Source organism: Aeromonas sp. CD, from assembly GCF_033349375.1.
Taxonomy (GTDB): Bacteria; Pseudomonadota; Gammaproteobacteria; order Enterobacterales; family Aeromonadaceae; genus Aeromonas; species Aeromonas hydrophila.
Window position 1 is genome coordinate 3136137 of sequence record NZ_CP137631.1, and the last position, 25989, is coordinate 3162125.

Annotated in this window: 34 protein-coding genes, 3 tRNA genes and 1 pseudogene; 32 read left to right on the forward strand and 6 right to left on the reverse strand. The window is 59.7% G+C overall.

The window, feature by feature from the left end:
• Positions 1 to 213 precede the first annotated feature (213 nt).
• The 4 genes from R2E40_RS14520 (at position 214) to R2E40_RS14535 (ending at position 2826) form a co-directional block, all read left to right on the forward strand.
• The gene (locus R2E40_RS14520; protein WP_318163718.1) at positions 214 to 495 is read left to right on the forward strand and encodes a hypothetical protein; all 282 of its coding nucleotides are present in this window, start codon (positions 214 to 216) and stop codon (positions 493 to 495) included.
• 458 nt (positions 496 to 953) lie between these two features.
• Positions 954 to 1577 (forward strand): P22AR C-terminal domain-containing protein, encoded by a 624-nt coding sequence (locus R2E40_RS14525; protein ID WP_318163719.1) that lies wholly within the window; start codon positions 954 to 956, stop codon positions 1575 to 1577.
• An 82-nt stretch (positions 1578 to 1659) separates the two neighbouring features.
• Positions 1660 to 1989 (forward strand): GIY-YIG nuclease family protein, encoded by a 330-nt coding sequence (locus tag R2E40_RS14530; protein WP_318163720.1) that lies wholly within the window; start codon positions 1660 to 1662, stop codon positions 1987 to 1989.
• Positions 1990 to 2088: 99 nt separating this feature from the next.
• Positions 2089 to 2826 carry a hypothetical protein gene (locus R2E40_RS14535; protein WP_318163721.1) on the forward strand — a complete coding sequence of 246 codons (738 nt, stop codon included), beginning with the start codon at positions 2089 to 2091 and terminating at the stop codon, positions 2824 to 2826.
• Positions 2827 to 3512: 686 nt separating this feature from the next.
• On the opposite strand, the gene R2E40_RS14540 is transcribed toward R2E40_RS14535, so the two are convergent.
• Both R2E40_RS14540 and R2E40_RS14545 read right to left on the reverse strand, forming a co-directional pair.
• On the reverse strand, positions 3513 to 4556 hold the full coding sequence (locus tag R2E40_RS14540; protein WP_318163722.1) for a phage portal protein: 1044 nt from the start codon (positions 4554 to 4556) through the stop codon (positions 3513 to 3515).
• Positions 4553 to 6333, reverse strand: a pseudogene (locus tag R2E40_RS14545) (terminase ATPase subunit family protein). The gene R2E40_RS14540 and the pseudogene R2E40_RS14545 overlap by 4 nt, the downstream one beginning before the upstream one ends.
• A gap of 149 nt (positions 6334 to 6482) precedes the next feature.
• Between R2E40_RS14545 and R2E40_RS14550 the strand changes: the two are divergent.
• The 28 genes from R2E40_RS14550 (at position 6483) to R2E40_RS14685 (ending at position 24824) form a co-directional block, all read left to right on the forward strand.
• A complete protein-coding gene (locus R2E40_RS14550; protein WP_017411180.1) occupies positions 6483 to 7307 on the forward strand; it encodes a GPO family capsid scaffolding protein in 825 nt (274 codons plus the stop codon).
• Positions 7308 to 7319: 12 nt separating this feature from the next.
• Positions 7320 to 8351: a phage major capsid protein, P2 family gene (locus R2E40_RS14555; protein WP_318163723.1), complete on the forward strand. Its 1032-nt coding sequence runs from the start codon at positions 7320 to 7322 to the stop codon at positions 8349 to 8351.
• Between the two features lie 9 nt (positions 8352 to 8360).
• Positions 8361 to 9041 (forward strand): phage terminase small subunit, encoded by a 681-nt coding sequence (gpM, locus tag R2E40_RS14560; protein WP_318163724.1) that lies wholly within the window; start codon positions 8361 to 8363, stop codon positions 9039 to 9041.
• A gap of 109 nt (positions 9042 to 9150) precedes the next feature.
• Positions 9151 to 9621, forward strand: a complete 471-nt coding sequence (locus R2E40_RS14565; RefSeq protein ID WP_318163725.1) for a head completion/stabilization protein — start codon at positions 9151 to 9153, stop codon at positions 9619 to 9621.
• A complete protein-coding gene (locus tag R2E40_RS14570) occupies positions 9621 to 9824 on the forward strand; it encodes a tail protein X (protein ID WP_017765313.1) in 204 nt (67 codons plus the stop codon). The genes R2E40_RS14565 and R2E40_RS14570 overlap by 1 nt, the downstream gene beginning before the upstream one ends.
• Before the next feature lie 2 nt (positions 9825 to 9826).
• Positions 9827 to 10057, forward strand: coding sequence for a TraR/DksA C4-type zinc finger protein (locus tag R2E40_RS14575; RefSeq protein WP_318165561.1), 231 nt, complete (start codon positions 9827 to 9829; stop codon positions 10055 to 10057).
• Positions 10058 to 10072: 15 nt separating this feature from the next.
• On the forward strand, positions 10073 to 10435 hold the full coding sequence (locus R2E40_RS14580; protein ID WP_017411174.1) for a putative holin: 363 nt from the start codon (positions 10073 to 10075) through the stop codon (positions 10433 to 10435).
• Positions 10436 to 10710: 275 nt separating this feature from the next.
• Positions 10711 to 11019, forward strand: coding sequence for a phage holin family protein (locus tag R2E40_RS14585; RefSeq protein WP_017765312.1), 309 nt, complete (start codon positions 10711 to 10713; stop codon positions 11017 to 11019).
• Complete coding sequence (locus R2E40_RS14590; RefSeq protein WP_318163726.1) at positions 11016 to 11837, forward strand: N-acetylmuramidase family protein; 822 nt, start codon at positions 11016 to 11018, stop codon at positions 11835 to 11837. Before R2E40_RS14585 ends, R2E40_RS14590 begins: the two co-directional genes overlap by 4 nt.
• Positions 11827 to 12336, forward strand: coding sequence for a hypothetical protein (locus tag R2E40_RS14595; protein ID WP_318163727.1), 510 nt, complete (start codon positions 11827 to 11829; stop codon positions 12334 to 12336). The genes R2E40_RS14590 and R2E40_RS14595 overlap by 11 nt, the downstream gene beginning before the upstream one ends.
• Positions 12326 to 12799 (forward strand): Rz-like lysis system protein LysB, encoded by a 474-nt coding sequence (lysB, locus tag R2E40_RS14600; RefSeq protein ID WP_318163728.1) that lies wholly within the window; start codon positions 12326 to 12328, stop codon positions 12797 to 12799. Before R2E40_RS14595 ends, lysB begins: the two co-directional genes overlap by 11 nt.
• Entirely contained in the window at positions 12693 to 12935 is a 243-nt protein-coding gene (gene lysC / locus R2E40_RS14605) for an Rz1-like lysis system protein LysC (protein WP_318163729.1), read from the forward strand. The genes lysB and lysC overlap by 107 nt, the downstream gene beginning before the upstream one ends.
• Positions 12910 to 13386 carry a phage tail protein gene (locus tag R2E40_RS14610; RefSeq protein ID WP_017411170.1) on the forward strand — a complete coding sequence of 159 codons (477 nt, stop codon included), beginning with the start codon at positions 12910 to 12912 and terminating at the stop codon, positions 13384 to 13386. The genes lysC and R2E40_RS14610 overlap by 26 nt, the downstream gene beginning before the upstream one ends.
• A complete protein-coding gene (locus tag R2E40_RS14615) occupies positions 13362 to 14000 on the forward strand; it encodes a phage virion morphogenesis protein (protein WP_266125393.1) in 639 nt (212 codons plus the stop codon). The genes R2E40_RS14610 and R2E40_RS14615 overlap by 25 nt, the downstream gene beginning before the upstream one ends.
• A 78-nt stretch (positions 14001 to 14078) precedes the next feature.
• On the forward strand, positions 14079 to 14651 hold the full coding sequence (locus tag R2E40_RS14620; protein WP_318163730.1) for a phage baseplate assembly protein V: 573 nt from the start codon (positions 14079 to 14081) through the stop codon (positions 14649 to 14651).
• Positions 14648 to 15019, forward strand: a complete 372-nt coding sequence (locus R2E40_RS14625; RefSeq protein ID WP_139704713.1) for a GPW/gp25 family protein — start codon at positions 14648 to 14650, stop codon at positions 15017 to 15019. Before R2E40_RS14620 ends, R2E40_RS14625 begins: the two co-directional genes overlap by 4 nt.
• Complete coding sequence (locus tag R2E40_RS14630; protein ID WP_318163731.1) at positions 15016 to 15918, forward strand: baseplate J/gp47 family protein; 903 nt, start codon at positions 15016 to 15018, stop codon at positions 15916 to 15918. The genes R2E40_RS14625 and R2E40_RS14630 overlap by 4 nt, the downstream gene beginning before the upstream one ends.
• Complete coding sequence (locus tag R2E40_RS14635; protein WP_318163732.1) at positions 15915 to 16517, forward strand: phage tail protein I; 603 nt, start codon at positions 15915 to 15917, stop codon at positions 16515 to 16517. The genes R2E40_RS14630 and R2E40_RS14635 overlap by 4 nt, the downstream gene beginning before the upstream one ends.
• Positions 16514 to 17266 (forward strand): phage tail protein, encoded by a 753-nt coding sequence (locus R2E40_RS14640; RefSeq protein WP_139704706.1) that lies wholly within the window; start codon positions 16514 to 16516, stop codon positions 17264 to 17266. The genes R2E40_RS14635 and R2E40_RS14640 overlap by 4 nt, the downstream gene beginning before the upstream one ends.
• Positions 17263 to 18006, forward strand: a complete 744-nt coding sequence (locus R2E40_RS14645) for a glycine-rich domain-containing protein (protein ID WP_318163733.1) — start codon at positions 17263 to 17265, stop codon at positions 18004 to 18006. The genes R2E40_RS14640 and R2E40_RS14645 overlap by 4 nt, the downstream gene beginning before the upstream one ends.
• Positions 18006 to 18224 carry a hypothetical protein gene (locus R2E40_RS14650; protein WP_318163734.1) on the forward strand — a complete coding sequence of 73 codons (219 nt, stop codon included), beginning with the start codon at positions 18006 to 18008 and terminating at the stop codon, positions 18222 to 18224. Before R2E40_RS14645 ends, R2E40_RS14650 begins: the two co-directional genes overlap by 1 nt.
• Positions 18225 to 18438: 214 nt before the next feature.
• Entirely contained in the window at positions 18439 to 19611 is a 1173-nt protein-coding gene (locus R2E40_RS14655; RefSeq protein WP_318165562.1) for a phage tail sheath protein, read from the forward strand.
• 9 nt (positions 19612 to 19620) lie between these two features.
• Positions 19621 to 20139 (forward strand): phage major tail tube protein, encoded by a 519-nt coding sequence (locus R2E40_RS14660; protein WP_215281058.1) that lies wholly within the window; start codon positions 19621 to 19623, stop codon positions 20137 to 20139.
• A gap of 80 nt (positions 20140 to 20219) precedes the next feature.
• The gene (locus R2E40_RS14665; RefSeq protein WP_039214151.1) at positions 20220 to 20504 is read left to right on the forward strand and encodes a phage tail assembly protein; all 285 of its coding nucleotides are present in this window, start codon (positions 20220 to 20222) and stop codon (positions 20502 to 20504) included.
• A gap of 8 nt (positions 20505 to 20512) precedes the next feature.
• Positions 20513 to 20644, forward strand: a complete 132-nt coding sequence (locus tag R2E40_RS14670; RefSeq protein ID WP_041218506.1) for a GpE family phage tail protein — start codon at positions 20513 to 20515, stop codon at positions 20642 to 20644.
• Complete coding sequence (locus tag R2E40_RS14675) at positions 20641 to 23160, forward strand: phage tail tape measure protein (protein WP_318163735.1); 2520 nt, start codon at positions 20641 to 20643, stop codon at positions 23158 to 23160. The genes R2E40_RS14670 and R2E40_RS14675 overlap by 4 nt, the downstream gene beginning before the upstream one ends.
• 12 nt (positions 23161 to 23172) lie before the next feature.
• On the forward strand, positions 23173 to 23664 hold the full coding sequence (locus tag R2E40_RS14680) for a phage tail protein (protein ID WP_017411157.1): 492 nt from the start codon (positions 23173 to 23175) through the stop codon (positions 23662 to 23664).
• Positions 23664 to 24824: a phage late control D family protein gene (locus R2E40_RS14685; RefSeq protein ID WP_318163736.1), complete on the forward strand. Its 1161-nt coding sequence runs from the start codon at positions 23664 to 23666 to the stop codon at positions 24822 to 24824. Before R2E40_RS14680 ends, R2E40_RS14685 begins: the two co-directional genes overlap by 1 nt.
• A gap of 82 nt (positions 24825 to 24906) precedes the next feature.
• Here the strand turns inward: R2E40_RS14685 and R2E40_RS14690 are convergent.
• The 4 genes from R2E40_RS14690 to pgsA form a co-directional block, all read right to left on the reverse strand.
• Positions 24907 to 24993: transfer RNA gene (locus R2E40_RS14690), tRNA-Leu, on the reverse strand.
• A 41-nt stretch (positions 24994 to 25034) separates the two neighbouring features.
• Positions 25035 to 25108 (reverse strand) — tRNA-Cys (locus R2E40_RS14695).
• A 34-nt stretch (positions 25109 to 25142) separates the two neighbouring features.
• Positions 25143 to 25218 (reverse strand) — tRNA-Gly (locus tag R2E40_RS14700).
• A 181-nt stretch (positions 25219 to 25399) separates the two neighbouring features.
• Entirely contained in the window at positions 25400 to 25954 is a 555-nt protein-coding gene (pgsA, locus tag R2E40_RS14705) for a CDP-diacylglycerol--glycerol-3-phosphate 3-phosphatidyltransferase (protein ID WP_011706577.1), read from the reverse strand.
• Between the last annotated feature and the right edge of the window lie 35 nt (positions 25955 to 25989).

A 25989-nucleotide genomic window follows, 5' to 3' on the forward strand; every position in this document is an offset into this window, starting at 1 on the left:
AAACTGTATAAAAACACAGTGCAGCAAGCAGCCCAGAGAGGATCACCGTTCAGCGTTTGGCTCCACTTTCCATGCTGCCGCTCGGCTAGCGTGCGGAAGATCAAACTTTAGGATTAATTTAGTCAAACTTGTTGAAATAAAAGGAGGCAGGGTCAACATGAGTCCAGCCATATGGGCAAAACATCAAAAAATCTCGTTTAACAAGGTGTAGAAATGAAAGTCAAAAATATCAACGGAACGGCTGGTAACAAATGTAAGTGCGGTGACTGGAAAGCACATTGGGAAAATTTTAGTGGTGAAAAAGCTGGCCTCTGTCTTGAAGAAAGCTGCTTAGAAGATGCCGACGATGGTGCACACGTGCAGAAAGATAGCTCTACTGACAGATCATGGTACATCGTTCCACTATGTCATAAGCACAATATGCAAGCCGCTGAATTAGAGCTTGTGGCGACAGCAACCCTAGTATCTGCAAATGTTAGCAAGACTTGTGGTTAGTAAAAATTGTAACCAGGGTAGTCTCTGACTGCCCTTTTGAGCACGACTGCTCTTCATTCCCTACTAGTGTATGTTTCCCGCCGAAACTAACGTCCCCTTCCCTGTGTAGAACCGGTACCCTACCGGCGGTGTTGTGCTGCTGGGCGGGGTGATTGTGGCTTATCCCGCCTTATTGGAGCTGATTGGGTGTTGCTGGTCGCGCTGCGTTGCGCGATACTGCACAGGCAACGGCAAAATCCGTTGCCGGGATTGGCGTCCCGCTCAGTGAAGCGCACAACACGCGCCTGCGTGTTTTTTTGTGCGGCCCAGTAGTACCCGCAATTTCAGTTATGGCGGGCTGGGCAGGGGCCCTTCGGGGCGCCGGGTCTTTGCTGCCGGTACGCCAACCTTGCTCAGTTCGTCACCAGATGATTGGCGTCGATGGTGGCGATTACCTTCACAGCAAAGGAATTCAAGCCATGAACAGCATCAGCTTCCATGACACCCAGTTCACCGTTATCCCCCACCACGGCCAACCCTGGCTGACCGCCGCCCAGATCGCCCAAGCCCTTGGCTATGCCCGAGAAGATGCCGTGAGCCGCATCTATGCCCGCAATATCGACGAATTTACCTCCGGTATGACCGGGACCGTCAATTTGACGGTCCCGGGAAACCCCATGCAGATCCCGGTTCGGATCTTCTCCCTGCGCGGCGCCCATCTGATCGCCATGTTCTCCCGCACTGCGCTGGCCAAAGAGTTTCGCCGCTGGGTGCTGGATGTACTGGACCGGGAGACCGCCGTCCATCCGCAGCCCCTCACCACCCTGAGCGATGACGAACTGCATTCGCTCGCCTGGTTGTGGCGCGCCGCCGATTACATGATGGGGGCCGCCCGCCGCATCTATCCCCTGCTCGAGGTGGCCGAACACCGTGAGGCCGGCACCTACTACTCCATCATTCACGAATACCCGATGACCCTGGCCGCCGCCCAGCGCATCCTGGCCGACAAGACCCGCCATATTCAGAGCGCCACCCACAGCCACCGCGACTGGAACAGGTTGATCCCCCACCTGCACCGCCTGCCGGCAGCAAAAAGTTGGTAAATGTGACCGGTCACGCACTAAGGTGCGTGACCGGACTCGCACGAGAGGGTAGCCTATCTAAACAACAAGCAAGGAGAGCACCATGTCAGAAGAAAAAACTATTTTGTGGCCCGGCAAATCTGGCGAAAAATATAAATATTGGATTAATCCTATAGGTACAGGATTCAAAGATATTGGAGGTAATTATATTTTTGCAAAAGAAACGTCCCCCGGTATGTGGTCGCCTGTGTACATAGGCCAAACCAATAGCTTGTCCACAAGACTTGCAAATCATGAAAAAGAAGCTTGTGCCAAGCGCAACGGTGCAACTCATATCCATGCTCATACATCAGAGAATGAAGCAGCACGTTTGGCGGAAGAGAAGGACCTGATCGTCAATTGGAAACCAGTATGCAATGAACAACATACTTAAGTTATAAACCTCATTGTAGAAGCACTTCGAACTCAGCTTCACAGTGCTTCTATAGAACCAAACATAGTAAAAAACTAGAGAAACTAGAGAAACTAGAACGTGGTACCAACACAGCTTGAAGATTTTCTAAATACCCCTGCTAATATGCATGCCAGAGAAGCAATATTGATGCATCGTCTATTCTATGACGTTAAACTATCTGCTGCTCGGCATGGATATTATCTAAATACATACTTTGATGATGTTGACCATGATGGCTTTGATGTTATTTTTGATGATCAAGATAGGATAAAAAAGATACAAGTAAAAACTGTAAATGCAAACAGCAAGACAAAACAATGGAAAATACATAAAAAGATACTAAAGCCATCAATTAATAATATAGATAATCTTGCATTCGAGCCATCAGTTAATGGGGAGGGAACTGAGGGCGGTGTTATTTTAATTGAATTTAAAGATAGTGATAATGGATTAGATGTCACTTATTATTACACCGATGTTTTTGTTTTAATGGCGTTTGATTGCGATGTCATTAAGCATTCAAGAAAAAATAAAAGAACAGCAGTTGATAATTGCATTAAAAAACTAACTCAAGGCTCAAATTCAGAATTATTATCAGTACCAAAGTCAGCCTTTCTAAAATGCAACGATGTTGATTCATTACTTGCACTAATGGGAATTCATAGCACTCAACAAAAATACTGGATTTGGTATGTTACGATGATTGCAAATCATACCAGACCTTTTGCAAGCAAAACCATAGATCTTCCATGCCCACTTGAAGACCTTAAAAAACATGCTAATAACGACATATTAGCCCTAGCATCATTAACATGATAAAAAGCCCGTAGGTAATATCTTACCTACGGGCTTTAAATTTGGTGCGGGCGGTGGATTTGAACCACCAGGGTCCTACTGGATAGAAATGCCCTTGCTTACATCCGAACAATATTTGAACCTTTGGTTACCCGCAGAGCCCTTCCGCACCATTCAAACATCTGCATTAGATCCATAACTGGCACCCCGAAAACCGTACACCCCAAAACAAAGAATGACGCAAGATAAACCAAAAATGAACAAACACCGTTCATCAGTTCGCTACTAGGCATCGTTATACCCAATACCGAGCGCTCGGCTATGCCAAGCAGCTAAAAATTTGAGTGTGAAGAATACATTATTGGCAGTAAAGGTTCAATAGAGCCCCCACAATCACATCTCTAACGTGATTGAAAGGATCTGACGGAAAATGAAGGATCGCAAAAAGGATCCGTTATCCCCCGCGCGGCCAGCGCTGGCGCGAGGAACCGTTTCCCGACCCTAGTCGTTCACCTGCATGATTTTCCACACATAAAGCGGGCAGGCGAGGCGGGGTCTTGACTGCGCGCGCCGGGTGCTGAGGGGCCGCCGCCCCGGCGCGTCAGCGCGCTGAACGCCAGGTAAAACAAAGCCCCCTCGGTGAGGGGGCTTTCGTGACACCTTGAACATACACAAACTCCAGATGTTCGATGTAACTGTAGCCTCGGCTATGCCGCCTGCCCTGTCAGGTCTGACAGTCGGTAGGGATTGAACCGGATCACCTCCTCCCCCGCCCAGTCATTGAGCGCCAGCAGGCTGGCCTTGATGCTGTCTATCTCGTTGATGTCGAACACCTGGGCAGCCTTGGTCACATCGCCAAAGCCGCCGGTGCTGTTGGGCATGACCCCCATCAACTGGGGCGGCACCCGATGGCTGGCAAGCTGGTCATCCCGGCTCACGTTCTTGATGCTGAGGAAGTCATCCTTGGCGGCTACCTCGGCTACCGGGATCAGCTTGACCCCATCCTTGCTGCCGCCCGGGGTGTAGAGCAAGAGGTTGCGGAAGTTGCCGGGGCCCTTGCTCTGGCGCAGGGCTTCTTTGAGCTTGGCAATGTCCCCCTCGTTCTGCACCGCGTCGGTGATGTGCATGATGAAGCCCGCGTGGCTGCCGTTCTCGTAGTAGCGGCGGCGGAACAGGGTGGCCGACTCGTTGAGCAGGGTGGAATTGAGCCCGCCGACATAGTCGGGGATGCCGTAGATCTCCTGGTTGATGTCCGCCTCCATCACGTGGCCCACCCGGCCAGTGGGCAGCGCCTGCTCCTGGCCGGGTTGGGCAATCCACCAATACTGGTTGAGATCCAGCGCGCGCCGGGTGTACTTGGCGCGCAGGTGGTCATAGCGCAGCACCCCGCCGAGCCGGTTCTGCACCGCCTGCAGGTAGCCGTTGCCGAAGATGAGGTAGTCCAGCACCAAGCCGGTGAAGGCGGCCAAACTCAGTTTGGGGTGCGGGATGAAGCAGGAGCGCAGGATGTTGCGCTTTACCTGGATGGCCGAGGCGTGATGCACCCCGGCCCGATAGACCCGGGACAGCCCATTGAGGGAGAGGGGCGGCTCGTACCAGCGGCCGTTGTGCATGGCCTCCAGGTAGTCGAACACTTCCCGTTGCGATAAAACGGGCACCGGCTCGCCAAAGCTGAACGCCTCGATGGCCTCGCCGGGTTTCTGGGTCGCCGTCATCGGCGGGGTATGGCGCAGTGGGCGGCGCTTTCTCATGCGAAAATCTCCATCATGCTGGTATTGGCACCGGTGGCACCTGCCAGCGGTTCGTGTAACAGGGCCTGCATCGTTGCCCAGGCAATGTCGGCGTGGCTCGTTTCGTCGGAGCGGCTCGCCTCAAAGGTCGGCATCTTGCCGCCCGCGGTCACGGCGCGCCGGATGCTCATGAAGGCCTGGGCCAGATCGGTCATCCCGCTGTCGAATTCCAGCCGCCCCTTGTTCATCACATCCTGGGCCTTCATCACCATCTGGATTTTCACGCTCGGGTTGTACTGGATGGCGGTCACTGCCGGGTAGAACTGCTTCACCAACTGGTAAACCCCCTCCCCGATCCCGGTGGTGTCGATGCCGATGTAGCCGACGTTGTAGCGATCGCACATGGCCTTGATGGCCCGCGCCTGGGCGTCGAAGTCCATCCCGCTCCAGCGGTGGCGCTCCAGCGGTGGCGCTCCAGCACCCGGAACTTGCCGCCGGGCACCGCCGGCGGGGCCAGCACGGCGCAGCCCGCGCTATCCCCCTGCCCGCCCTTGGCCGGGTCATAGCCGATCCACACCGACCGGTTGCCCAGGGGGCGCAGGGCAAAGGGTTTGTAGTCGTCCCACAGCTCCCAACTGTCGACCATGCAGCGCTGCAGGGTGGCGAGCGGGAACACGCTCGAGGTGTCGTCCATGAATTCGCACATCAGCAGGTTGCGGAAGCGCTCATCGGAATACTCACTGTGCAGTTGGGCCATGTCGAACAGGTCGCAGCCGCCGCGCACCGCATCTTCCACCGTGACGATCTGGCGCCATTGGCCATCGCCACCGAGTTTGCCGTCCATCAGGTGGGCGTGGCTCAAGTCAAATTTGATCTGGTCAGCCTTGGGCCTGCCCTTGTTGAACTCCTCACCCGACCAGAATTTGTATGCCGGATGGGAGAGGCTGGAGGGGGTGGAGAAGTAGGTCTGACGCCACTTTTTGTGCATCGCCATCCCGCTGGCTACGTTGCGAAAATCCGCAAAGCCATGGATCCAGAAGTATTCGTCCATGTAGATGTTGCCATGGTAGCCCTGGGCGGTGCGGGCGTTGGTGCCGAGGAAGTAGAGGTGCGCCCCGTTCGGCAGCACCATGGGGTCGCCCTTGAGCTCCACCCCTTCTGCGTTGGCAAACTGGATGATGTACTGCTTGAAGATGTGGGCCTGCGATTTGCTGGCCGACAGGAAAATCTGGTTGCGCCCGGTGACCAGGGCGTCGATGAAGGCCTCGAAAGCAAAGAAGTAGGTCGCCCCGATTTGGCGCGATTTGAGCAGGTTGCGCCGCCGGTGCTGCTTGCCCGCCTCATACCAGACCCGCTGGTAATCGAACATGGTCGACTCAAAGCGCTCGATCAGCCGCTCCTGCTGTTCGGGCTCCACCACGTTGCGCTCGGGGGCTTTCTTCGGCCCCTTGTTGCGGTTCGCCACCTTCGGGTTGAGGTCGGCCTCGTTGCCGCCCTTGCTGTATTTGTTGACCCGGGCGATGCGCTCCAGCTGGCGGCCCAGCAGGTCAATCTCCTTGAAATCACCGCCGGTTTTCACCTCCTTGGCGATCAGCTGGCACATCCGTGCCTCGATGGCGAAATCGACCCGGTCAATGGGTTTGATGTCATCCCAGCCGTCGCGGGATTTCCAGGTGCCGACCGTCCCCTCCGGGGTCGCCAGCAGCTCCGCAATGGCTCGGATCTTGTACCCCTGAAAGTACAGGTGCATGGCCTGCCTGCGGGGTTCGATATGGGGGAAGAGTAAGGGTGCTGTCATGGCGCCAGTCTACCCAGCCGCTACTGCTCCAAACGCCCCAGCGCCAATGTGCCAGCGCCGCACACACTGGCCGCCGATTGCACGATCCCGCCGCTCACCCAGACCATAACCGCGACATCACCACCCAATCACCAAAGGGATCCCAGCCCATGGCAAAGTCCAAATTTTTCCGTGTTGCCGTAGAAGGGGGCACAACCGATGGCCGCGCCATCACCCGCGAATGGCTTGAGCAGATGGCCCAGCGCTACAACCAGTCCACCTACGGCGCCCGGGTCAATATGGAGCACATCCGGGGTATTGACCCCAACGGCCTGTTCAAGATGTACGGCGATATCACCGCCGCCAAGACCGAAGAGGTCACCATCGAAGGCGAGCTGCGCCTGGCCCTGTTCGTGCAGATTGACCCGACCCCGGAGCTGGTCGAGTTGAACAAGAAGCGCCAGAAGGTGTTCACCTCGGTCGAGATCCACCCCAACCTGAACGAAAAGGGCGCCTACCTGATGGGGCTGGCGATCACCGACTCCCCCGCCAGCCTGGGGACCGACATGCTCCAGTTCTGCGCAGGTGCAGGCGACAAGTCGCCGTTGGCCTCCCGCAAGCAGCACAAGGAGTGCCTGTTCACCGAAGCGCTGGAAACCGTCATCGAATTCGAAAGTGAACAGGAGAAAGGCCCCTCCCTGGCCGAGCGCATCGCCGCGCTGTTCTCCAGCCACAAGAAGCAATCCACCGCCGATTTCAGCGATGTGCACCAGGCCGTCGAGACCGTCGCGAAAGAGGTCACCACCCTCGATGCCGACCTGCAGAAGAAGTTCACCGAGCAGGCCCAGACCCTCACCGAGCTGAACAGCAAGCAGGACGCCACCGCCAAGGAGCTGGCCGACCTCACCGCCAAGCTGGAGGGCCAGGAAGCGTTCAACCAGCAACGCCCGCCCGCCACCGGTGGCGATAGCGCCTCCATTCAAACCGACTGCTAAGGACCATGCCCAATGCGTAACGAAACCCGCCAGAAGTTCAACGAGTTCACCAGCCAGGTGGCCAAACTCAACGCCATCACCAGCGCCATGGTGCAGTTCAACGTGCAGCCCAGCGTCCAGCAGACCCTGGAAACCAAAATGCAGGAGTCGGTCGCCTTCCTCGGCATGATCAGCGTCATCCCTGTCGATGAGATGAAAGGCCAAAAGGTCGGTATCGGCATCACCAGCACCATCGCAGGTCGCACCAACACCGACACCAAAGACCGCCAGCCCAACAGCCCGCACGGTCTCTACGACCAGAGCTACGAATGCGCCCAGACCAACTTCGACACCCAGATCGGCTACGGCCAGATCGACGCCTGGGCCAAGTTCCCCGACTTCCAGACCCGTGTCCGTGACGCCATCCTCACCCGTCAGGGGCTGGACCGCATCATGATCGGCTGGCATGGCACCAGTGCCGCCGCCGACACCGACCGCAACGCCCACCCCCTGCTGCAAGACGTCAACACCGGCTGGCTGCAACACATCCGCACCGACGCCCCGGCCCAGGTCATGAGCGAGGGTACCGAGGGTAGCGGCAAGATCTACGTCGATGCCACCGACGGCGATTACAAAAACATCGACGCCCTGGTATTCGACGTTGTGAGCGAGCTGATCAAACCCTGGTATCAGGACGATACCGACCTGGTGGTCATCTGTGGCCGCAAGATGCTCTCCGACAAATACTTCCCCATCATCAACGACGCAGGCGACAACCAGAACAAACTGGCCGGCCAGGTGCTGGTGAGCCAAAAGCAGATCGGCGGTCTCAAAGCCGTGCGCGTCCCCTTCTTCCCCGAAGACAAGCTGCTCATCACCAAGCTCAGCAACCTCTCCATCTACTGGCAGACCGGCGCCCGCCGTCGTCACATCGAAGACGAGCCCAAGCGCAACCGCATCGTCAACTACGAAAGCACCAACGACGCTTACGTGGTCGAGGACTACGACTGCGCCGCCCTGGTCGAAAACATCGTCATCGGGCCGAACCCGGCCCCCGGCGTGTAAGGGGGTGGCATGACTCCCGCCCGCCGCCACCGCGAAAGAGCACTGGCCGCCCTGCAAGGGGCGGCCAACCCCCAGTTCGACCAGGCCCGAGCCAACGCCTACGAACTCCAGCTGATGCAGTTGGCCGAACACCGCCGCACCCTCAAGGGCATCCAGAGCATCGAGCGCAAGATCGACGCCAAGCGCACCATGCTGCCGGTCTACACGCCGTGGATTGATGGCCTGCTGGCCGCTGACCGGGGCGGACAAGATGACGTCCTCGTCACCGTCATGCTCTGGACCCTCGACACCGGCGATCTCGAAGGGGCCTTCAACATGGCTGATTACGTGATCCGCCACGGCCTCAGTACCCCCGATCGCTACGAGCGCACCGCCGCCACCCTGATCGCCGAAGAGGTCGCCGACACCGGCATCAAGCTGCAAGAGGCAGGCGCGGGCCCCAGTTATGGCCTGCTGTGCGCTTACCTCGAGCTGCTGACCGACTGCGACATCTTCGACCAGGTGCGCGCCAAGCTGCACAAGGCTGTGGGCCGCGCAGCACTGGCCGACGGGTTCAAGGAACAGGCAGCCCAGCACTATCGCCGCGCCATCGAGCTGCACGACAAGGTAGGCATCAAAAAAGAGCTCGAAGTGCTCGAGCGCGAACTGAAAAAAGAACAGCAGCCCGACGCCACCGGCGGCGGCAGCTAACCGAGCGAACCCCGCACCCTGGGCGGCTCGGGCCTGACGAATGCGTTTCGCATACCAGACGGCCCGACCACCGCCCAACAAACGGGCTACCACCAGAACCAGGAGCACCATGAGCACCGGATTAATCGCCACCGCACCGACTGCACCGGATGAAGGGCAAGTCACCAGCGATCCGTTCTGGCCAGCCATATCACTGGCCGACCTGCGCGACACCGTCAGGCTCGATGGCACCGTCACCGCCAAGCGCCTCACCCACGCCGTGATCGACGCCGTCACCAGCGTCAACCGCGATCTGGCCCAGTGGCGCACAGCTCGCCAAGCCGAAGGCCACGCCACCCTGGCCGCCGTGCCGGGCGAGCTCATCAACAACGAATCGGCGCACCTGCACAGCTACCGGCGCGCCGTCTACGCCATGACCCGCGCCAACCTGCTGGAGCGCTACACCGACTACAGCGCCACCGGTGACGGCGTCAAAGGGGCAGACGCCAAAGTGGTCAGCTCAGATGACCTCTACCGCGACGCCCGCTTTGCCATTCGCGACATCATCGGCACCACCCACATCACGGTGGAGCTCATCTGATGCAACTGCGCAGCCAGCAGGGTGACACCCTCGATCTCATCCTGTTCCGGCATTACGGCTACACCGCAGGCATCACCGAGCAGGTGCTCGAACTCAACCCCGGTTTGGCCGAGCTCGGCCCCATCCTCCCGACCGGAACCCTCATCACAATGCCAGCGGCCCCCACCCAGGCCGAGCAGCCGCTGATCCAGCTATGGGACTGACCATGAGCCGCCTCGACGACGAACTCGAACGACTGGCCGACATCAGCGAGCAGCAACTCGCTGCCCGCATCCACGCCGCCCGCATCAGTGGCACCGGCCCGCACTACTGCATCGACTGCGAAAACCCCATCCCGCAGGCTCGCCGCGAAGCACAGCGGGGCTGCGAACGCTGCGCCGAGTGCCAGACCATCTACGAATTCCAAACCGCTCGCCACTACGGCAGCAAACGATAAAAACAGGAGAGCACGATGCCAGAACCGATTTCATCCAGTGCAGCAACCAGCACCCTCACCGGTCTGGCGCTGCTGTCCCTCTTCCCGGGCGTAGACCCAGGCGTCCTGCTCGGTGCATTCGCCGGGGCGCTGGTGTTCATCGCCACCACCGCCGAGCTTGGCAACCTGCGCAAGGCGGGCCTGTTCGTTGCCGCCTTCGTGGCGGGCGCGCTGGCGGCCCCGCTGGTTGCCGCCATGCTGGCCAGCGTGCTGCCGCTCAGTGTCGAAGTCCCCAGGGCCGTCGGCGCCATGCTGGCCTCGGCGCTGGCCGTCCACCTGCTGCAGTGGATCCTGCGCAAAACGCCGGAAGACCTGCTCAAACTCCGCAAAGGGGGCTGATATGCACCAACAGGACAGTAAAGCCTTCTCCGGGGTCTTGTGGCTTGCGGGACTCCTGAAAGTTGTTGAGAAATCAGCGTGGCAATGGGCGGCCATCTGCTTGTTGTTGATGTTGATTGAATTTGTGAGAGACGCACCGTTCAACCCGCTGAACTCCTTCGTAACGTCGGTCGTTTGCGCATTGGCTTGCGCATTCGTAATTGAACTACCGCGAGTGGTAATCCGGTTCATCAAATGGGCTCGGCGTAAGCGCCAAGCCTGCAAAGGGGGCTGACATGCTGACCATCCTCTACGCCATGATCTGCACCGCGATCGCCATGCGCATCGCCACCTTCAACCGCAACGGGGGCGACTATCGCCCCCTGCCGGCCCTGCTGGCATGGGTCATCACCGTCGCCGCCGGGTCCGTGCCGCTGCGCGTCCTGCTAGGGGTAATGCCAGCGCCAGACCCAGCCGCGGTGCTGCTGGCAGCCGTACTGCTCACCGCCCTGATCGGCTCTCGCGGATCCGTCATGCGTCTGCTGCCACGCCGTCGCCAGCAACCGACCACCGCCAGCCACCTGAACGGGAGGTTTCAACCATGAGCCTGAAAAAAGGGGATACCGGCACCGCCGTTGCCGATCTGCAGCGCCGCCTGACCAAAGCCGGCTATCCGGTCGAGCCGGATGGCTGGTTTGGCGATGCCACAGAGCGCGCCCTGCTCGCCTTCCAGCAGGACTACATGATCGCCGCCATCGGCCAAGCAGGCCCCCGCACTATGGCAGCCCTGCTCGGCAGCGAGCGCGGCAACCAGCTGACCATCAACCACATGCAGAGCGGGGCTGATCTGCTGGGCCTGCCGCTTGCCACCATGGCCACCGTTGCCCAGGTCGAGAGCATCGGCGAAGGCTTCACTCAAGACCAGCGCCCGGTGGTGCTGTTCGAGCGGCATGTGTTCTACAAGCAGCTCACCAAGCACCTGGGCAAGGCCGCCGCCGACCAGATGGCTGCCAGTTATCCCAACCTGGTCAACCCCAAGCGCGGCGGCTATGCGGGCGGCTCGGCGGAGTGGGAACGGCTGCAACTGGCCATCAGCCTGCACCGGGATGCCGCCATCGAGTCGGCCAGCTGGGGCATGTTCCAGATCATGGGCTACCACTGGCAGGCGCTGGGCTTTACCTCTGCCAGCGACTGGCAGACCACAATGCAGCGCAGCGAGGTCGACCACCTCACCGCCCTGTGCCGTTTCATCCAGCAAGACCAAACCATGCACAAGGCGCTGCAGGGCCGTAAATGGGCCGACTTCGCCCGCCGCTACAACGGGCCGGCCTATAAGGACAACGACTACGACACCAAGCTGGCCAAGGCATACGACCACTTTGCCAAGGTCTATCCGGTACAGGAGGTGACAGATGCACATTGAAATCACAGGCCGGATGACGGGCAAAACCACCCGTCTGATAGCCGCCGCGAACAAGACGCGGCAGGAAGGCAAAAAGGTGGTCATCGTGCTGGCTACGCCGTTGGATAAACAGCGACTGTGGGTGTTTCTGGACATTGCCAGCAAGGTCAAAGGGGCATACGTCGCCAGCTGCGACATGCTCAACATCGACAGCAGAAAAGAGCTTCCCCAAGCCGAACAGGAAATTCTAGAAGCCCTCATCAAAGACAGCGACGCCTGTTGGTTCTTTGACGAGTTTGACTGGTATGAAAACCAGCTTGATATACCAATCATGCCGAACGGCTACTACACGACCACCCCGCGCCCGGGTTTCGACCTGATGAACGACTCGGGAGACAGAGTGATCAACAAGCTGATCGACAAGGCAGAAACCTTTGTTGATACGGTGGTAGTGATGCCATGCAACAGCGTCCTGCGCGCTGAGGGGATGGACTTTTGGGGGATCGATTATGTGGCTTAACCTGCTGCGATCACCCCTCACCTGGTTGCTGCTGGCGCTGGCCATCGCCTTGGCCGGCTGGGGCTGGTCTGCCACCTCGGCAGCGACCGCCAGGGGCAAGGTCGATACCCTGCAAACCGATCTCAAGGCCGCCAACGACAAGGCCAAAGAGGCAGAGCAGCGGGAAAAGCTCAAAGACGGGGCCATCGACACCCTCACCGGCGAACTGACCGCCCAAGCAACCGCCGCCGCCACGCTGCAGCGCCAGCTTGGCGATCTGACCATCACGGCCGCCACCCGGGCCGACACCATCAAGAGGCTCAAACGTGAAAATGCCGAACTCAAGGAGTGGGCTGATCGCCCTCTGCCTGATCCTGTTGTCAGGTTGCTCCAGCGCCCCGCCATCACCGGCGCCGCAGACTATCAGGCTCACCTGTCAGGGGCTGACCCCCTGCCAGCTGCCGCCGGCCGGCCCGGCCAATAACGGCGATCTGCTCGACCAGCTGACCCAGACCGAGGCCACCTGGGCCACCTGCGCCGCCCAGGTCGACAGCATCATCACCTGTCAGAAAAGGCACCAGAACGGGAGAGAAAATGGAAAAGCCAAAACAGATCCGTGAGGTGTTGCAGCAGTGCATCCCGCTGCTGCGCCAGAACCCGGATCACATGATGATATTCGTCGACAAGGGCAAGCTGGTTGCCACCGGCGCCGCCAGCCTGTCGTTTGAATACCAGTACGAACTGACCATCATCGTGGCCGACTTTGCCCAGAACGTGAACACCGTCATGGTGCCGCTGCTGGCATGGATCAGGCAGTACCAGCCAGAACTGATGATGAACAGCGACAAGCGTGAAAACGCCATGCGGTTCGAAGTCGAGATCCAGAACAACGAAACCTGTGACATCGAAATCAAACTGCCGCTGACCGAGCGGGTCAAGGTTTGGAAGGATGAGCAGGGCCTGCACTTCGAACACCTGCCGGAGCCGCCAGAAGACCCCTACGACGGCATCACCTGGGAACTGTTTATCAACGGGGAATATCAGCCATGGCCGCCGACATCGACCGTCTGAACGACTTCGCCGCCAGGTTAGAGCTGATCAGGGCCAACCTGTCGCAACGGGAGCTGGCCAAGTTTGCTGACCAGATGGCCAAAGAGATGCGCGAAAGCAACGCCAAGCGCATCAAAGACAACGTCACCCCGGAAGGGGACAAGATGGACCCGCGCAAGCCGCAGCGCGGCAACCGCGAGATCAAGTTCATCTACACCACCAGTGACAAAGAAGTGCGCCACCTGAAAAGCTGGCGCGGCACCCGCAGCTACATCATCGGGTTCGACATCATGCGGGGCGGCATCCGCACCTTCAAACGCTCCCGCATCAAGCGCTTCATCAAGGTTGATGCCAGCAAGGGCGACACCATCAACAAAAGCCGGCTCAAGCGCAAGATGTTCTCCCGCCTTATCAAATCGACCTGGCTCAAGGCCAAGGGCTACAGCGACAGGGCCGAAGTCACGTTCGCCAGCACCGCCGAGAAAATCGCCCATATCCACCACTACGGCCTGAAAGACAAAGGCAGTAAGGGGCAAGACATCCAGTACCCGGCACGCCGCCTGCTGGGCATGGACGCCAACGACATCGACAAAGTGGAAGACCAACTGCTGGCCCAACTCACCAAAGGGCTGTAGTCGCTGCGGCCAGTGTATCCGCCGTGGATACACTGGACGCCCCTCGCCTTACCCGCCATTGCCCAAAACAATGACCCCATGCAACTGACCCTGATCGAACTCCAACGCCAGCTCGACAACCTGATCCGCATTGGCACCGTCACCGCCGTGCGATCCGGGGAATGTCGCGTCAAAACCGGCGACATCATCACCAACTGGCGGCCCTACATCACCGAACGGGCCGGGAATAACCGCACCCGCCATCGCCTCTCCATCGGCGAGCAGGTCATGTTGTTGTCAGTCAGTGGCGATCTGCGCAATGCGTACATCGTGGGCTCCCTCAACGCCGCCGCCGCAGACGAGCCACTGAGCGATGATGACAACCCGGATCTCGACCGCACAGAGTACGCCGATGGCGCCGTCATCGAGTACAACCCGGCCACCGGGGCACTCAATGCCAGCGGTATCAAGACCGCCACCCTCTCGGCCTCCGTCTCCGTCAAGCTGATCACCCCCATGGTGGAGTGCACCCAAGCGCTCAAGGTCGGTTCGACCATTGAAGCGGGCGGCAAGATCACCGCCCCCACAGCCAAAATAGGCAACGTCGAAGTCACCACCCACAAGCACAGCGGAGTCAGCACTGGTGGCGGACAAACTGGGGGCCCGGCATGAACTGGCTCGGCATGAATGCAGCCACCGGCCGCGCCATCAGCGCCACCGACCACATCATCCAGTCGGTGCGCGACATCCTCATCACCCCGGTGGGCTCGCGGGTCATGCGTCGTGACTACGGCAGCGAGCTGTTTTACCTCATCGACCAGCCACAGCATCAGGCCACCCGCTTGCGCCTGATGGCCGCCACCGTGCAGGCCCTCATCAACTGGGAGCCGCGCATCACCATCACCCGCGTCGATGTGCTGGGCGGCGGCATGGATGGTGCCCTCACCATCGAGCTCACCTGGCAACGCAAAGATGGCGGCGCGCCAGATTCAAAAACAGAAAGTGCCACTATCACTATCCCCACAGGAGCCACCCGTTGAGCGCCATAGATCTATCAAAGCTGCCACCGCCTGATGTGGTCGAATTGCTCGACTTCGAGGCCATCCTTGCCGAGCGCAAAGCATCCTTGATCGCCCACTATCCGGCAGACCAGCAAGCGGCCATTGCTGCCACGCTGGCGCTTGAATCTGAGCCCCTCACCAAGATGCTGCAAGAGAACACCTATCGAGAGCTGATCCTGCGGGCCCGCATCAACAGCGCATCAGTCGCCAACATGGTGGCGTGGGCAGAAAAGGCTGACCTCGATAATCTGGTGGCCAACTGGAATGTCGAGCGGCTTGTCGTGCAGCCGGGGAACGACACCGCCACCCCGCCGATCCCCACCATCATGGAACGTGATGCCGCCCTGCGCGAACGCGCCTTACTGGCATGGGATGCCCTCAGCGTCGCAGGACCACGCGAGGCCTATCGCTATCACGCCCGCACCGCTGATGGCGCTGTGATGGATGCCGAACCTACCTCACCGAGCCCGGGCGTGGTGGATGTATACATCCTGGCCGCCACCGGCAACGGCACCCCGGCTGCGGAACTGCTGACCAAAGTAGCCACCTATCTCACCGATGAAGATCGGGTGCCGCTGACCGATAACGTGCATGTCAAAGCCGCCCAAGTGTTGCCATACACCCTGGCCATTCGCCTGTTTATTCCGGCGGCCGGGCCATCTGCGGCCGCCATCACCGCCGAAGCTGAACGGCGATTGCTTGATGTGATCAATCCGCGTCGCCGCATCGGGGTAGAGGTGCCGCGATCCCTCCTTGACTCGGCCCTGCATGTGCAGGGGGTCACAAAGGTCGAGTTGGTTGGCTGGGCAGACATCACCCCGGAAAAACATCAGGCTGCATGGTGCAGCGGATACACCATCGAGCAGGTGATCCAATGAACCTGCTGCCACCCAATGCCACCAAAGCCGAGCGCAACCTGAGCACCGTGGCCGCCGCCGCGATGGCACTCCCCATTCCATGCCGAGATTTATGGTCGACAGCCAGATGCCCGGCCAACGTCCTGCCGTATCAGGCCTGGGCATTCAGCGTCGATGACTGGGATGATGACTGGTCAGACTCGCAAAAGCGCGGCGCCATGGCAGCCAGTTTCAGCATTCACGCTACCAAAGGCACCCCAGGCGCGGTGCGTCGCGCACTGGCTGCCATCGGCTATCGCGCCACCCTCCAGCAATGGTTCGAGTTTGGCGGTCAGCCGTACACCTTCAAAGTGCGCGTCAACGTTCCGCCTGAAGGGGTCGCGGCAGGCAACACCGCCGCCATCACTCGCCGAGTCGACGAAGCCAAAAACCTGCGCAGTCACTACACCCTCAGTCTGGTCATGAGCACAGACATAGGGCAGGGGGTGGCGGCCGTGCCGTCCATCACCCCGCGCTACATCTGCCGCCCATATCAGGCCAGCCTGCCAACAACCAGCATTGCTGCCCCCCTGGGCGGCATGCCGCGCATTGCGGCGACTTACAGAGTGAATGCCATATGACACAAACCTACTTTACCGTTCTGACGACCATCGGGGCTGCCAAGCTGGCCAATCTGGCCGCAACCAGCCGAGCACTGAACCTCACTCAGTTCGCGGTAGGAACCGGTGGCGGCGATAGCTACGCGCCTACGGCCGAACAGCTGCGCCAAGCCACTAAGCTGATCGATGAAACCTTTCGCGGCCCGATTGCGGTACTGGAACAGGATGCCAACCTGCCATCCCAGTACTACATGGAAGGCTACGTCCCCCTCGATGTGGGTCCGTTTATCGTGCGCGAGGCAGGCTGGTTCGATGCCGACGGCGACATGATTTTCGCCACCCGCTATCCGCCGGTGGAAAAAACCATCCCAGCCCAGGGGGCGCAAGTCGATCTCCCGCTCGGCACCTACGTCTCGATCCATCAAGTGGATGGCGGGCAAATCCAGATATTGGTTGACCCGTCCAAAGTACTGGCATCACGAACCTACGTTGACCAACGTTTTGCATGGGTGCCCTTCACTGGCGCTGGGGCGGCCATGAACCGTTCATATCGCTTCATGGGCGCGGGTGAGCTCACCTTGCCAGACAGTGGTGACGTCATCGTGATCGTGGATCACTCGGTCAACATCAAAAACACCGATTGCATCGTCAAAGCCAAGGCAGGGGAAACCATCATTACCCCCCATGGCGCCGATCAAAAAACGCGGCTGCGCATCACGGGCAAACAATTCGTCTACTCAAAAATTAACGGTCAATGGAGAGTGTCATGATCGATCTTGGTGCAACCATGACAGAGCACAAATACCCAAGGCTCAAACAAAGCATTGTGCTGTTTGACATCAACCCAGGTACCCGCCAGCTCACGCTAGAGCCGGGGGTGTACCGTGTCGCCGTGGTAGGTGGTGGTGGTGGCGGGCGCTCCAGCGCCGTCAATACCTACTACTACGGCGGGGGCGGCGGCGGGTACGACGAAGCCACTTTGACCGTCAACGCCGAGACGGTTTACTCCTACACGGTCGGCCAGGCCGGCGAGATGGGAGCAGATGCAGGGCTGCCCGGCGGTACGTCGAGTTTCGGCGCTATCGTGTCGGCCACAGGCGGGGCAGGTGGCACCACCGGCACCGCTCAGGGCGGCATGGGACTAGCAGGCAGCGTACGCCGCAAAGGGGGCGCCGGGCTCGACCGTGCCGGCGGCAGTGCAGCCCACCAGGGTGGTGATGGCCTACCGGGATATGCTGGCGGATCGGCATCGGGTGGTGGTTTTAGTACCCAGGCCAAAGCAGGTATTGCCGGTCGTAGCTATGTAGACGGCTGGAACATTGGGCTTTTACCAACTGAGTACGGCAGCGGCGCCGAGTTTTATAGTGGCTTTTTCATGTCACCAGCCCAAATGGGCGGCGGCGGCTGCGGCGCGGGCCAAACACCCAGTGTGGATGCCTATGTCGGCGGCGGTGCCGGCGGTCAGGGCCGTGGCGGCGTCGGTGCGGTCATTGTAGAGAGGATTGGATAATGAACCATTATGCGAGAGTGGTGGACGGCATCGCCGTCGAAGTGTGGAACGATGGCGGCCTGAACCTCAAGCCGGTGGACGTGCATGTGCCAGCCCTGGCCGCGCAGTTCACGCCCTGCCCTCCACATGTGTTACCTGGTGCCACCCTGAACGGCGGCGAGTGGATAAATCCCCCTCCCGTTGTAATTGAACCAGTTGACCCACCCACTTCCGATTGACTGGTTGACAATCACGCGACCATCAACACCAACACCCCGCCCTGTGCGGGGTGTTTCGTTACTGCCGCACATCAACCCCTTGTCACCGCCGATCCAGTGTATCCACGCCGGATACACTGGCCGCAGCTCGCCTGCCATCCCCTGCCCCTGCATCCTGACCATGCTCGCATTTCCTTGCAAAAGCTCCGTCCGGACAACAGGAGAACCTATGGCACTGGACCAATTTCACCACGGCGTGCGCGTCGTGGAAGTCAACGAGGGCACTCGCACCATCCGCACCGTCGCCACGGCGGTGATCGGCATGGTCTGCACCAGCGCCGATGCGGATGCCGCCTACTTCCCGCTCGATAAACCGGTGCTGATCGCCAACCTGCCGGCGGCCATCGCCAAGGCTGGCACCCAGGGCAACCTCAAGCGCTCGCTGCAAACCATCTATGACACCGTCAACACCATCGTCATCGCCGTGCGCGTGGCGGATGGCGCCGACGCGGCCGCCCTGACCAGCAACATCATCGGCACCATCAAGCCGGATGGCAGCTACACCGGCCTCAAGGCACTGGAACGGGCCGCCCCGATGACCGGCGTCAAACCGCGCATCCTCTGCGTGCCGGATAACTGCACCTTGCCGGTGGCTACTGCGCTGGGTGGTGTGGCCAAGAAGCTGCGCGCCTTTGCCTACGTGCCGACCATCGCAGAGACCGTCGAGGCTGCGCTGGCCTACCGCGAAAACTTCTCCAGCCGCGAACTGATGCCGATCCACGGCGACTGGACCGCCTGGGACGTGGCAGCCAATACCAGCGTCAAACTGGATGCCTGCCTCAAGGCTGCCGCCATGCGGGCGCTCATCGACAAAGAGATCGGCTGGCACAAGACCCTGTCGAACGTCGGCGTGACCGGGGTCGACGGCATGACCAAGTCCCTGTTCTGGGATCTGCAAGACCCCGACACCGAGGTCGGCCTGCTCAACGCCAACGAGATCACCGCCCTCATCCGGGCTGATGGCTTCCGCTACTGGGGCAACCGCACCTGCTCCGATGATCCGCTGTTCGCCTTCGAGAACTACACCCGCACCGCCCAGATCCTGGCCGACACCATGGCCGAGGCACACATGTGGGCCAACGACAAGCCGCTCACCCCCACCCTGGTGAAAGACATCATCGAGGGCATCAAGGCCAAGGGCCGCGAACTGGTGGCGGGCGGTTACCTGCTCGGCTTTGACTGCTGGTACAACGAAGAGCTCAACGACAAAGACACCCTCAAGGCCGGCAAGCTGCGCATCGATTACAACTACACCCCGGTGCCGCCGCTCGAAGACCTCGGCTTCATCCAGCGCATCACCGACCACTACCTCATCGACTTCGGCGCCCGCGTCGCGGCCGCAGCATAAGGAGCCACCATGGCACTGCCAAGAAAAGTCAAACAACTCAACGTGTTCACCGACGGCACCAACTGGATCGGCGAAGCGGAAGACTTCACCTTTGCCAAGCTCTCACGCAAGTTTGAAGCCTATCGCGGCGGCGGTATGGGTGGCGCCGTCAACATCGACATGGGGCTGGATGACAGCGCCCTCGATACCTCTTTCACCATGGGCGGCTACAGCGCCGAGATCCTGGGCAAGATGGGCAATGGCAAGATCGACGGCATCGCCCTTCGCTTTGCTGGATCCATCCAGCGGGATGACGTGGTCGGCGTGCAGTCCGTAGAAGTGTTCACCAGAGGTCGTTTCAAAGAAATCGACTGGGGCACCGCCAAGGTCGGTGATAACAGCCAGGCCAAGGTCACCATGGTCAACACCTACTACAAAGTGACCATTGATGGGGTCGTTATCCACGAAATCGACCTGCTCAACATGATTGAAATCGGCCCCGACGGCGTCGACCGCATGGCCGAGCACCGCAAAGCCATCGGCCTCTAACCCATTCACCCATCCAACGGGCGGCCCTTATCCCAACAGAAAGCGCCGCCCTCACCACATCCACAACAGGAACAAGCACCATGGACCAGAAAGAAATCACCCTCGACACCCCGATCCAGCGCGGCGAAAGCACCCTCAACAGCCTGATCATCCGCAGCCCCAAGAAGGCGGGCCACCTGCGCGGGCTCAACACCATGGACATCGTCCAGATGAACGTCGATACCCTCATCAAACTGCTGCCCCGCATCACCGACCTGACCGAAAAGGAAGTGAACGACATGGACCCGGCTGACCTGCTCAAAGCCGGGGTGGTGGTGGTCGGTTTTTTGATGGGCTCGCAGCAGGAGGCCTACCTCACTGCATAGACGACCTGATGGCCGAGATCGCCATCATCGCCCACTGGCCGCCGTCCGAGATGGCGGCCATGGAAATCAGCGAGCTGATGGGCTGGCACCAACGCCTCGTTGAGATTCACAACCGCATCAACGGGGCAGAAGAACAATGAACCCTCTCAAACTCCAAATCCTGCTCGGGGCGGTCGACAAGCTCACCGCCCCCCTCAAAGCCGTCAGCGGCCAGAGCCGCATGACCGCTCAAGACCTGCTCGCCACCAAGAAGCGCATCAAAGAGCTCGAAAACCAAAGCGGCCAGATTGAAGGCTACCGCACCCTGGGCCGCCAGATTGGCGCCACCCGCGCCCAGCTCACAGCAGCCCAGCGCGATGCCCAGCAGATGGCTCAACAGCTCGCCCAGGTCGAACAGCCCACCAAAGCCATGACCAGGGCGATGGAGCAGGCCAAACAGAGGGTGCGCGACCTATCCCAGCAAGAGCGTGAAATGGTCGCCCGTCACGGCAGCCTGAAACGCGCCATGAACGAAGCAGGCATCAACACCAAACAGCTCGGCGATCACCAGCGCCGCCTCAAGACTGACCTGGCTGCCGCCAACGGCCAACTAGACCAGCAGCGCGCCAAGCTGGGCCAGCTGGCTGACCAGCAAAAGCGCCTCAACCAGGTCAAGGCCAGCTACCGCCAGACCCAAGAGCTGCGCGGCCAGATTGCCGGCCACGGCGCCACCGCACTGGCGACAGGTACCGCCATGGGCATGCCGATTTACAGCGCCATCAAAGAGTACTCGAGCTTTGAAGATGCCATGAAAGGGGTGGCCAAGCAGGTGGATGGCGCCAGAACAGATTCAGGCGAACTGACCTCCATCTACTACGACATGGCAAAAGAGATAAAGGCCATTTCAGAAGAGATCCCACAGCTCAACGGCGCGATCGATATCGCAGCACTGGTTGAAGGCGCCGCCCGCATGGGGGTACAAGGCAAAGACAACCTGCTCAACTTCGCCAAAACCGCCGCCAAGGCGGCAACCGCCTTTGAGCTGCCGGCCGGACAGCTAGCCGAAGACATGGGCAAGATTGCCAACCTCTACAAAATCCCCATCAGCAACATCGAACAGCTCGGCGATGCCATCAACTTCCTCGACGACAACGCCCAATCCAAGGGTGCAGACATCATCGACGTGCTGCAACGTCTGGGGGGCGTGGCCGACAAGCTCGATTACAAGAAAGCGGCCGCTCTGGGTTCGACCTTCCTAAGCCTGGGGGCTGCGCCGGAAATAGCCGCCAGCGCCTCCAACGCTATGGTTCGCGAGCTTTCCATCGCGACCATGCAAAGCAAGCGCTTCCAGGCTGGGATGAAAGCGATCGGCATGCAGTCAACCGCAGTAGAAAAGGCCATGGCCACCGACGCCATGGGCACCATCACCAAGGTGCTGGAGAAGATTAAAAAGCTGAACGTCGAAGACCAGCTCAGGGTCACCACCCAGATATTCGGCAAGGAATACGGCAAAGACGTGGCCAAGCTCTCCAATAACCTGGATGAACTCTACCGACAGTTGAAACTGGTGAACGCCGAGAAGTCGAAGGGGTCGATGCAGCGAGAGTCAGACATCGACAAAGACTCGCTCTCATCGCAGTGGCTGATCCTGCAGGCCGGGATAAAGAACGTGAAGGCAGACCTTGGCGAGCTGCTGCGCGGCTCCCTGATGGACATCATCAAATTCACCAAAGAGATCGTCGCCGGCACACGCAACTGGGTTGAAGAAAACCCCAAGCTCGCCAACACCCTGGTCAGGATTGCGGCCGTGACATCCATCATCGCTATTGCACTGGGCGGGCTGTCGTTGACAGTTGCCGCCCTGCTCGGTCCCCTGGCCATCATGAAACTCATTTTTGGAGTGTTGGGTATAAAGGGCACGGTATTGGGCACAGTGCTTAAATGGCTGCTGGCTCCGTTTAGGCTACTGCTTGGTGTCGTGCGCTTGTTGACTGGTGCGTTTATCAGAATGGGCATCGCGCTGCTCACCAACCCCATCACCTGGATCATCGGGCTAGTCGCAGCCCTAGCCTATGGTGCATACCTGCTCTACACGAATTGGGATGGGGTATCAGCATGGTTTACCGAACTCTGGGCCAAATGCAAGGGCCCAGCGCTGGCTTGGTGGGAGCTGGTCAAAGAGCTGGCCAGCTGGACGCCCATCGGCTTGTTCATGACCTCATGGGACAAGGTATGGCTCTTCTTCGACACACTGCCAGATGGCGCAGTCAACAAGGGCAAAGCCATCGTGCAGGGACTGATCGACGGCATCACTGCCAAGTGGAAGACCCTGATGGAGAAAATCAAAGCTTTCACCCAGTACCTGCCGGACTGGTTCACTGGCGGTGACGTCACCATCGGGCAGGACAAATCGACCGGGCCGGGTTATCTGACCGGCAACATCAACCAGCCAGCAATGGCCGGCGCCAGTGGCTACGGCCCCCGCATTGTACCAACACCGGTACCAAAACCTGTCGCGGCCAGAGGTGGCAACTCAACGACCACCCACCAATGGACCATCGTGCAGCAACCGGGGGAAACACCTGATGATCTCGTTCGCAAGATTGACCAACGGATAGAACAGCGCGAGCGGCAAGCCGCCGCCCGTGGCCGCGCCACGCTGGGCGATCGCAACTAAGGAGCAACCACCATGATGATGACCCTGGGCTGGTTCGTGTTTATGCGCTCGACCGTTGCCCCACAATCCCAGCAAGACGAATGGGCATGGCGCCACCCGGGCAATAACCGGGTCGGTGCCCGCCCGGCTTACCAATTTCTCGGCCCTGACGATGAAACCAGCACCCTGAGCGGAGTGCTCTACCCAGAGTTGACCGGCGGGCCTGTGTCGCTCGACATGCTGCGCCAGATGGGCGACAGCGGTGAAGCCTTCCCCCTGATCCAGGGCGATGGCGTGATGCGTGGCTCGTTCGTCATAGAGGGCATCAGCACCACCCGCACCGAGTTTTTCAGCGATGGCGCCGCCCGCAAGATAGAGTTCAGCATCAAGCTCAAGCGGGTTGACGACAACGACAGCACGCTGGGCAACACCCTGCTGGGGCGCACCGCGGGCAACCTGCTAGGCCGCTTGGGGGTGGGCAAACTCATGGGTAGCATCGGCGGCAAGCTGGGGGGGATCCTCTGATGGGGGCGCTTGACCAGTTCGGCAGCCGCCTGGCCGAGAATCTTGGCATCACCAGCTCGCTCGATGCCCTGCGCCAAGGCCATCCGGTGCCGGCCTACCAGGTGCTGGTCGATGGCAAAGACATTTCGGCCGCCATCCGCCCGCGCCTGATGTCGATGACCATCACCGACAACCGGGGTTTCACCGCCGACACCATCGAGATCACCCTCGATGACAGCGACGGTCAGCTCGACATGCCGCGCCGGGGGGCCACCCTGCGCTGCCTCATCGGCTGGCAAGGCAGCGCCCTGGTCGACAAGGGCACCTACAAGATTGACGAAGTGGAGCACGCCGGCGCCCCAGATGTGCTCACCATTCGGGGCAAATCGGCTGACCTGCGCGGCAGCATGAACAAGCTGCGCGAGCGCAGCTGGCACCAATCCACCGTCGGCAGCATCGTCGAACAGGTGGCCGCCACCTACCAGCTCACACCCTGCGTGGGTGACTCGCTCAAGGGGCAGCTGATCGACCACATCGACCAGACCAACGAAAGCGATCTGGCCTTCCTCACCCGCTTGGCCGGCCAGTGCGATGCCATCTCTACCGTCAAATCTGGCCGCCTGATGTTCATCAAGGCAGGCCAGGGCACCACCGCAAAGGGCCAGCCGCTGCCAGCCATCACCATCACCCGCCAAGATGGCGATCAGCACCGCTTCTCAGTGGCAGACCGCGACGCCTACACCGGCGTGACGGCCTACTGGCAAGACAACAAAGCCGCAGAGAAAAAGAAAGTCGAGGTGAAGCGCAAGAGAAAGACCAAGCCGAAACCAGAGCGGCCATTGCCGCCGAGCGTAGTGGTCAACAAGAAAGAGAACGAGCTGCTGGTCGGCAGCAGCGAGAACGTCAAGGAGCTGCGCCACGTCTACGCCAACCAGGCCAACGCCATGCGGGCAGCCAGGGCAGAGTGGGAGCGGATCCAGCGCGGGGTGGCCGAGTTCGACATCACCCTGGCCAGGGGCCGGTCAGAGCTCTACCCGGAACAACCCACCACCGTCAGGGGGTTCAAGCCCCAGATAGACGAGGCCGACTGGCTGCTCACCCAGGTGGTGCACGACCTCACCAACCAGGGCTACACCAACCGCATCCAGCTCGAGGTGAAACTTGACGAGCTACCGGAATAAATCTGTGTGGATCAAATGTGGACACTGGGAGAAAACAAAAAGGCCGCTATTGCTAGCGGCCTTAGTAAGTCTTTGATTTTAATGGTGCCCGAGGCCGGAATCGAACCGGCACGACGCGAACGTCGAGGGATTTTAAATCCCTTGTGTCTACCGATTTCACCACTCGGGCACCGTAATCGGTATCAAGCTCGCGCCGCGGGCTTGTCAATATGGAGGCACGTTCCGGAGTCGAACCGGACTAAACGGATTTGCAATCCGCTGCATAACCGCTTTGCTAACGCGCCATGCAAAAGAGAGAAACTCTCTATTGTCTGAATTTGGAGCGGGAAACGAGACTCGAACTCGCGACCCCGACCTTGGCAAGGTCGTGCTCTACCAACTGAGCTATTCCCGCAATGGTCTGGCTGACTGCCTGACTACGAGGACGCATTCTAGCGATGTTCCTCGCCCAGTCAACCAAAAATGTTTAATACCCTGATCGTTCGGGTGTTTTTTGCCCTTTTCCTGTATTTTCAACGTTCACGACCGTTTCCCTGCCCCAAGTGCGGGGAAACGGTGCTTAGTACAAACGCAGACTAGAAGCGGGAGTGGTAGGTCAGATCGCCCCAGGCGGCCTTCATGTACTGGAACATGGACCAGAAGGTGAGCACTGTGGCCACATAGAGCAGCACATAGGCCAGCCACACCATCCAGATGTCGTACTGCCAGATGAGACCGGTGAGCGACACCATCTGGATCATGGTTTTCCACTTGCCAATCCAGCTGACCGCCACCGAGGAGCGCTTGCCAAGCTCGGCCATCCACTCGCGCAGGGCGGAGATGATGATCTCGCGGCCAATCATGGTCATGGCAGGAATGGTCACCCAGATGGTGTTGTAGTGCTCGACGATCACCACCAGCGCCGCCGCCACCATGATCTTGTCGGCCACCGGATCGAGGAAAGCGCCGAAGGCAGTGGACTGGTTCAGCTTGCGGGCAAGGTAGCCGTCAAACCAGTCGGTCGCCGCCGCCAGGATGAAGACGATGGCCGCCGCCAGATAGGACCACTGATAGGGAAGGTAGAACAGGATGACGAAGACGGGGATGAGCAAGATCCGAAAAAACGTCAGCAGATTAGGAATATTTGTCATTATTTTCAGCCACTTCTTGTATGCCGCTACATGGT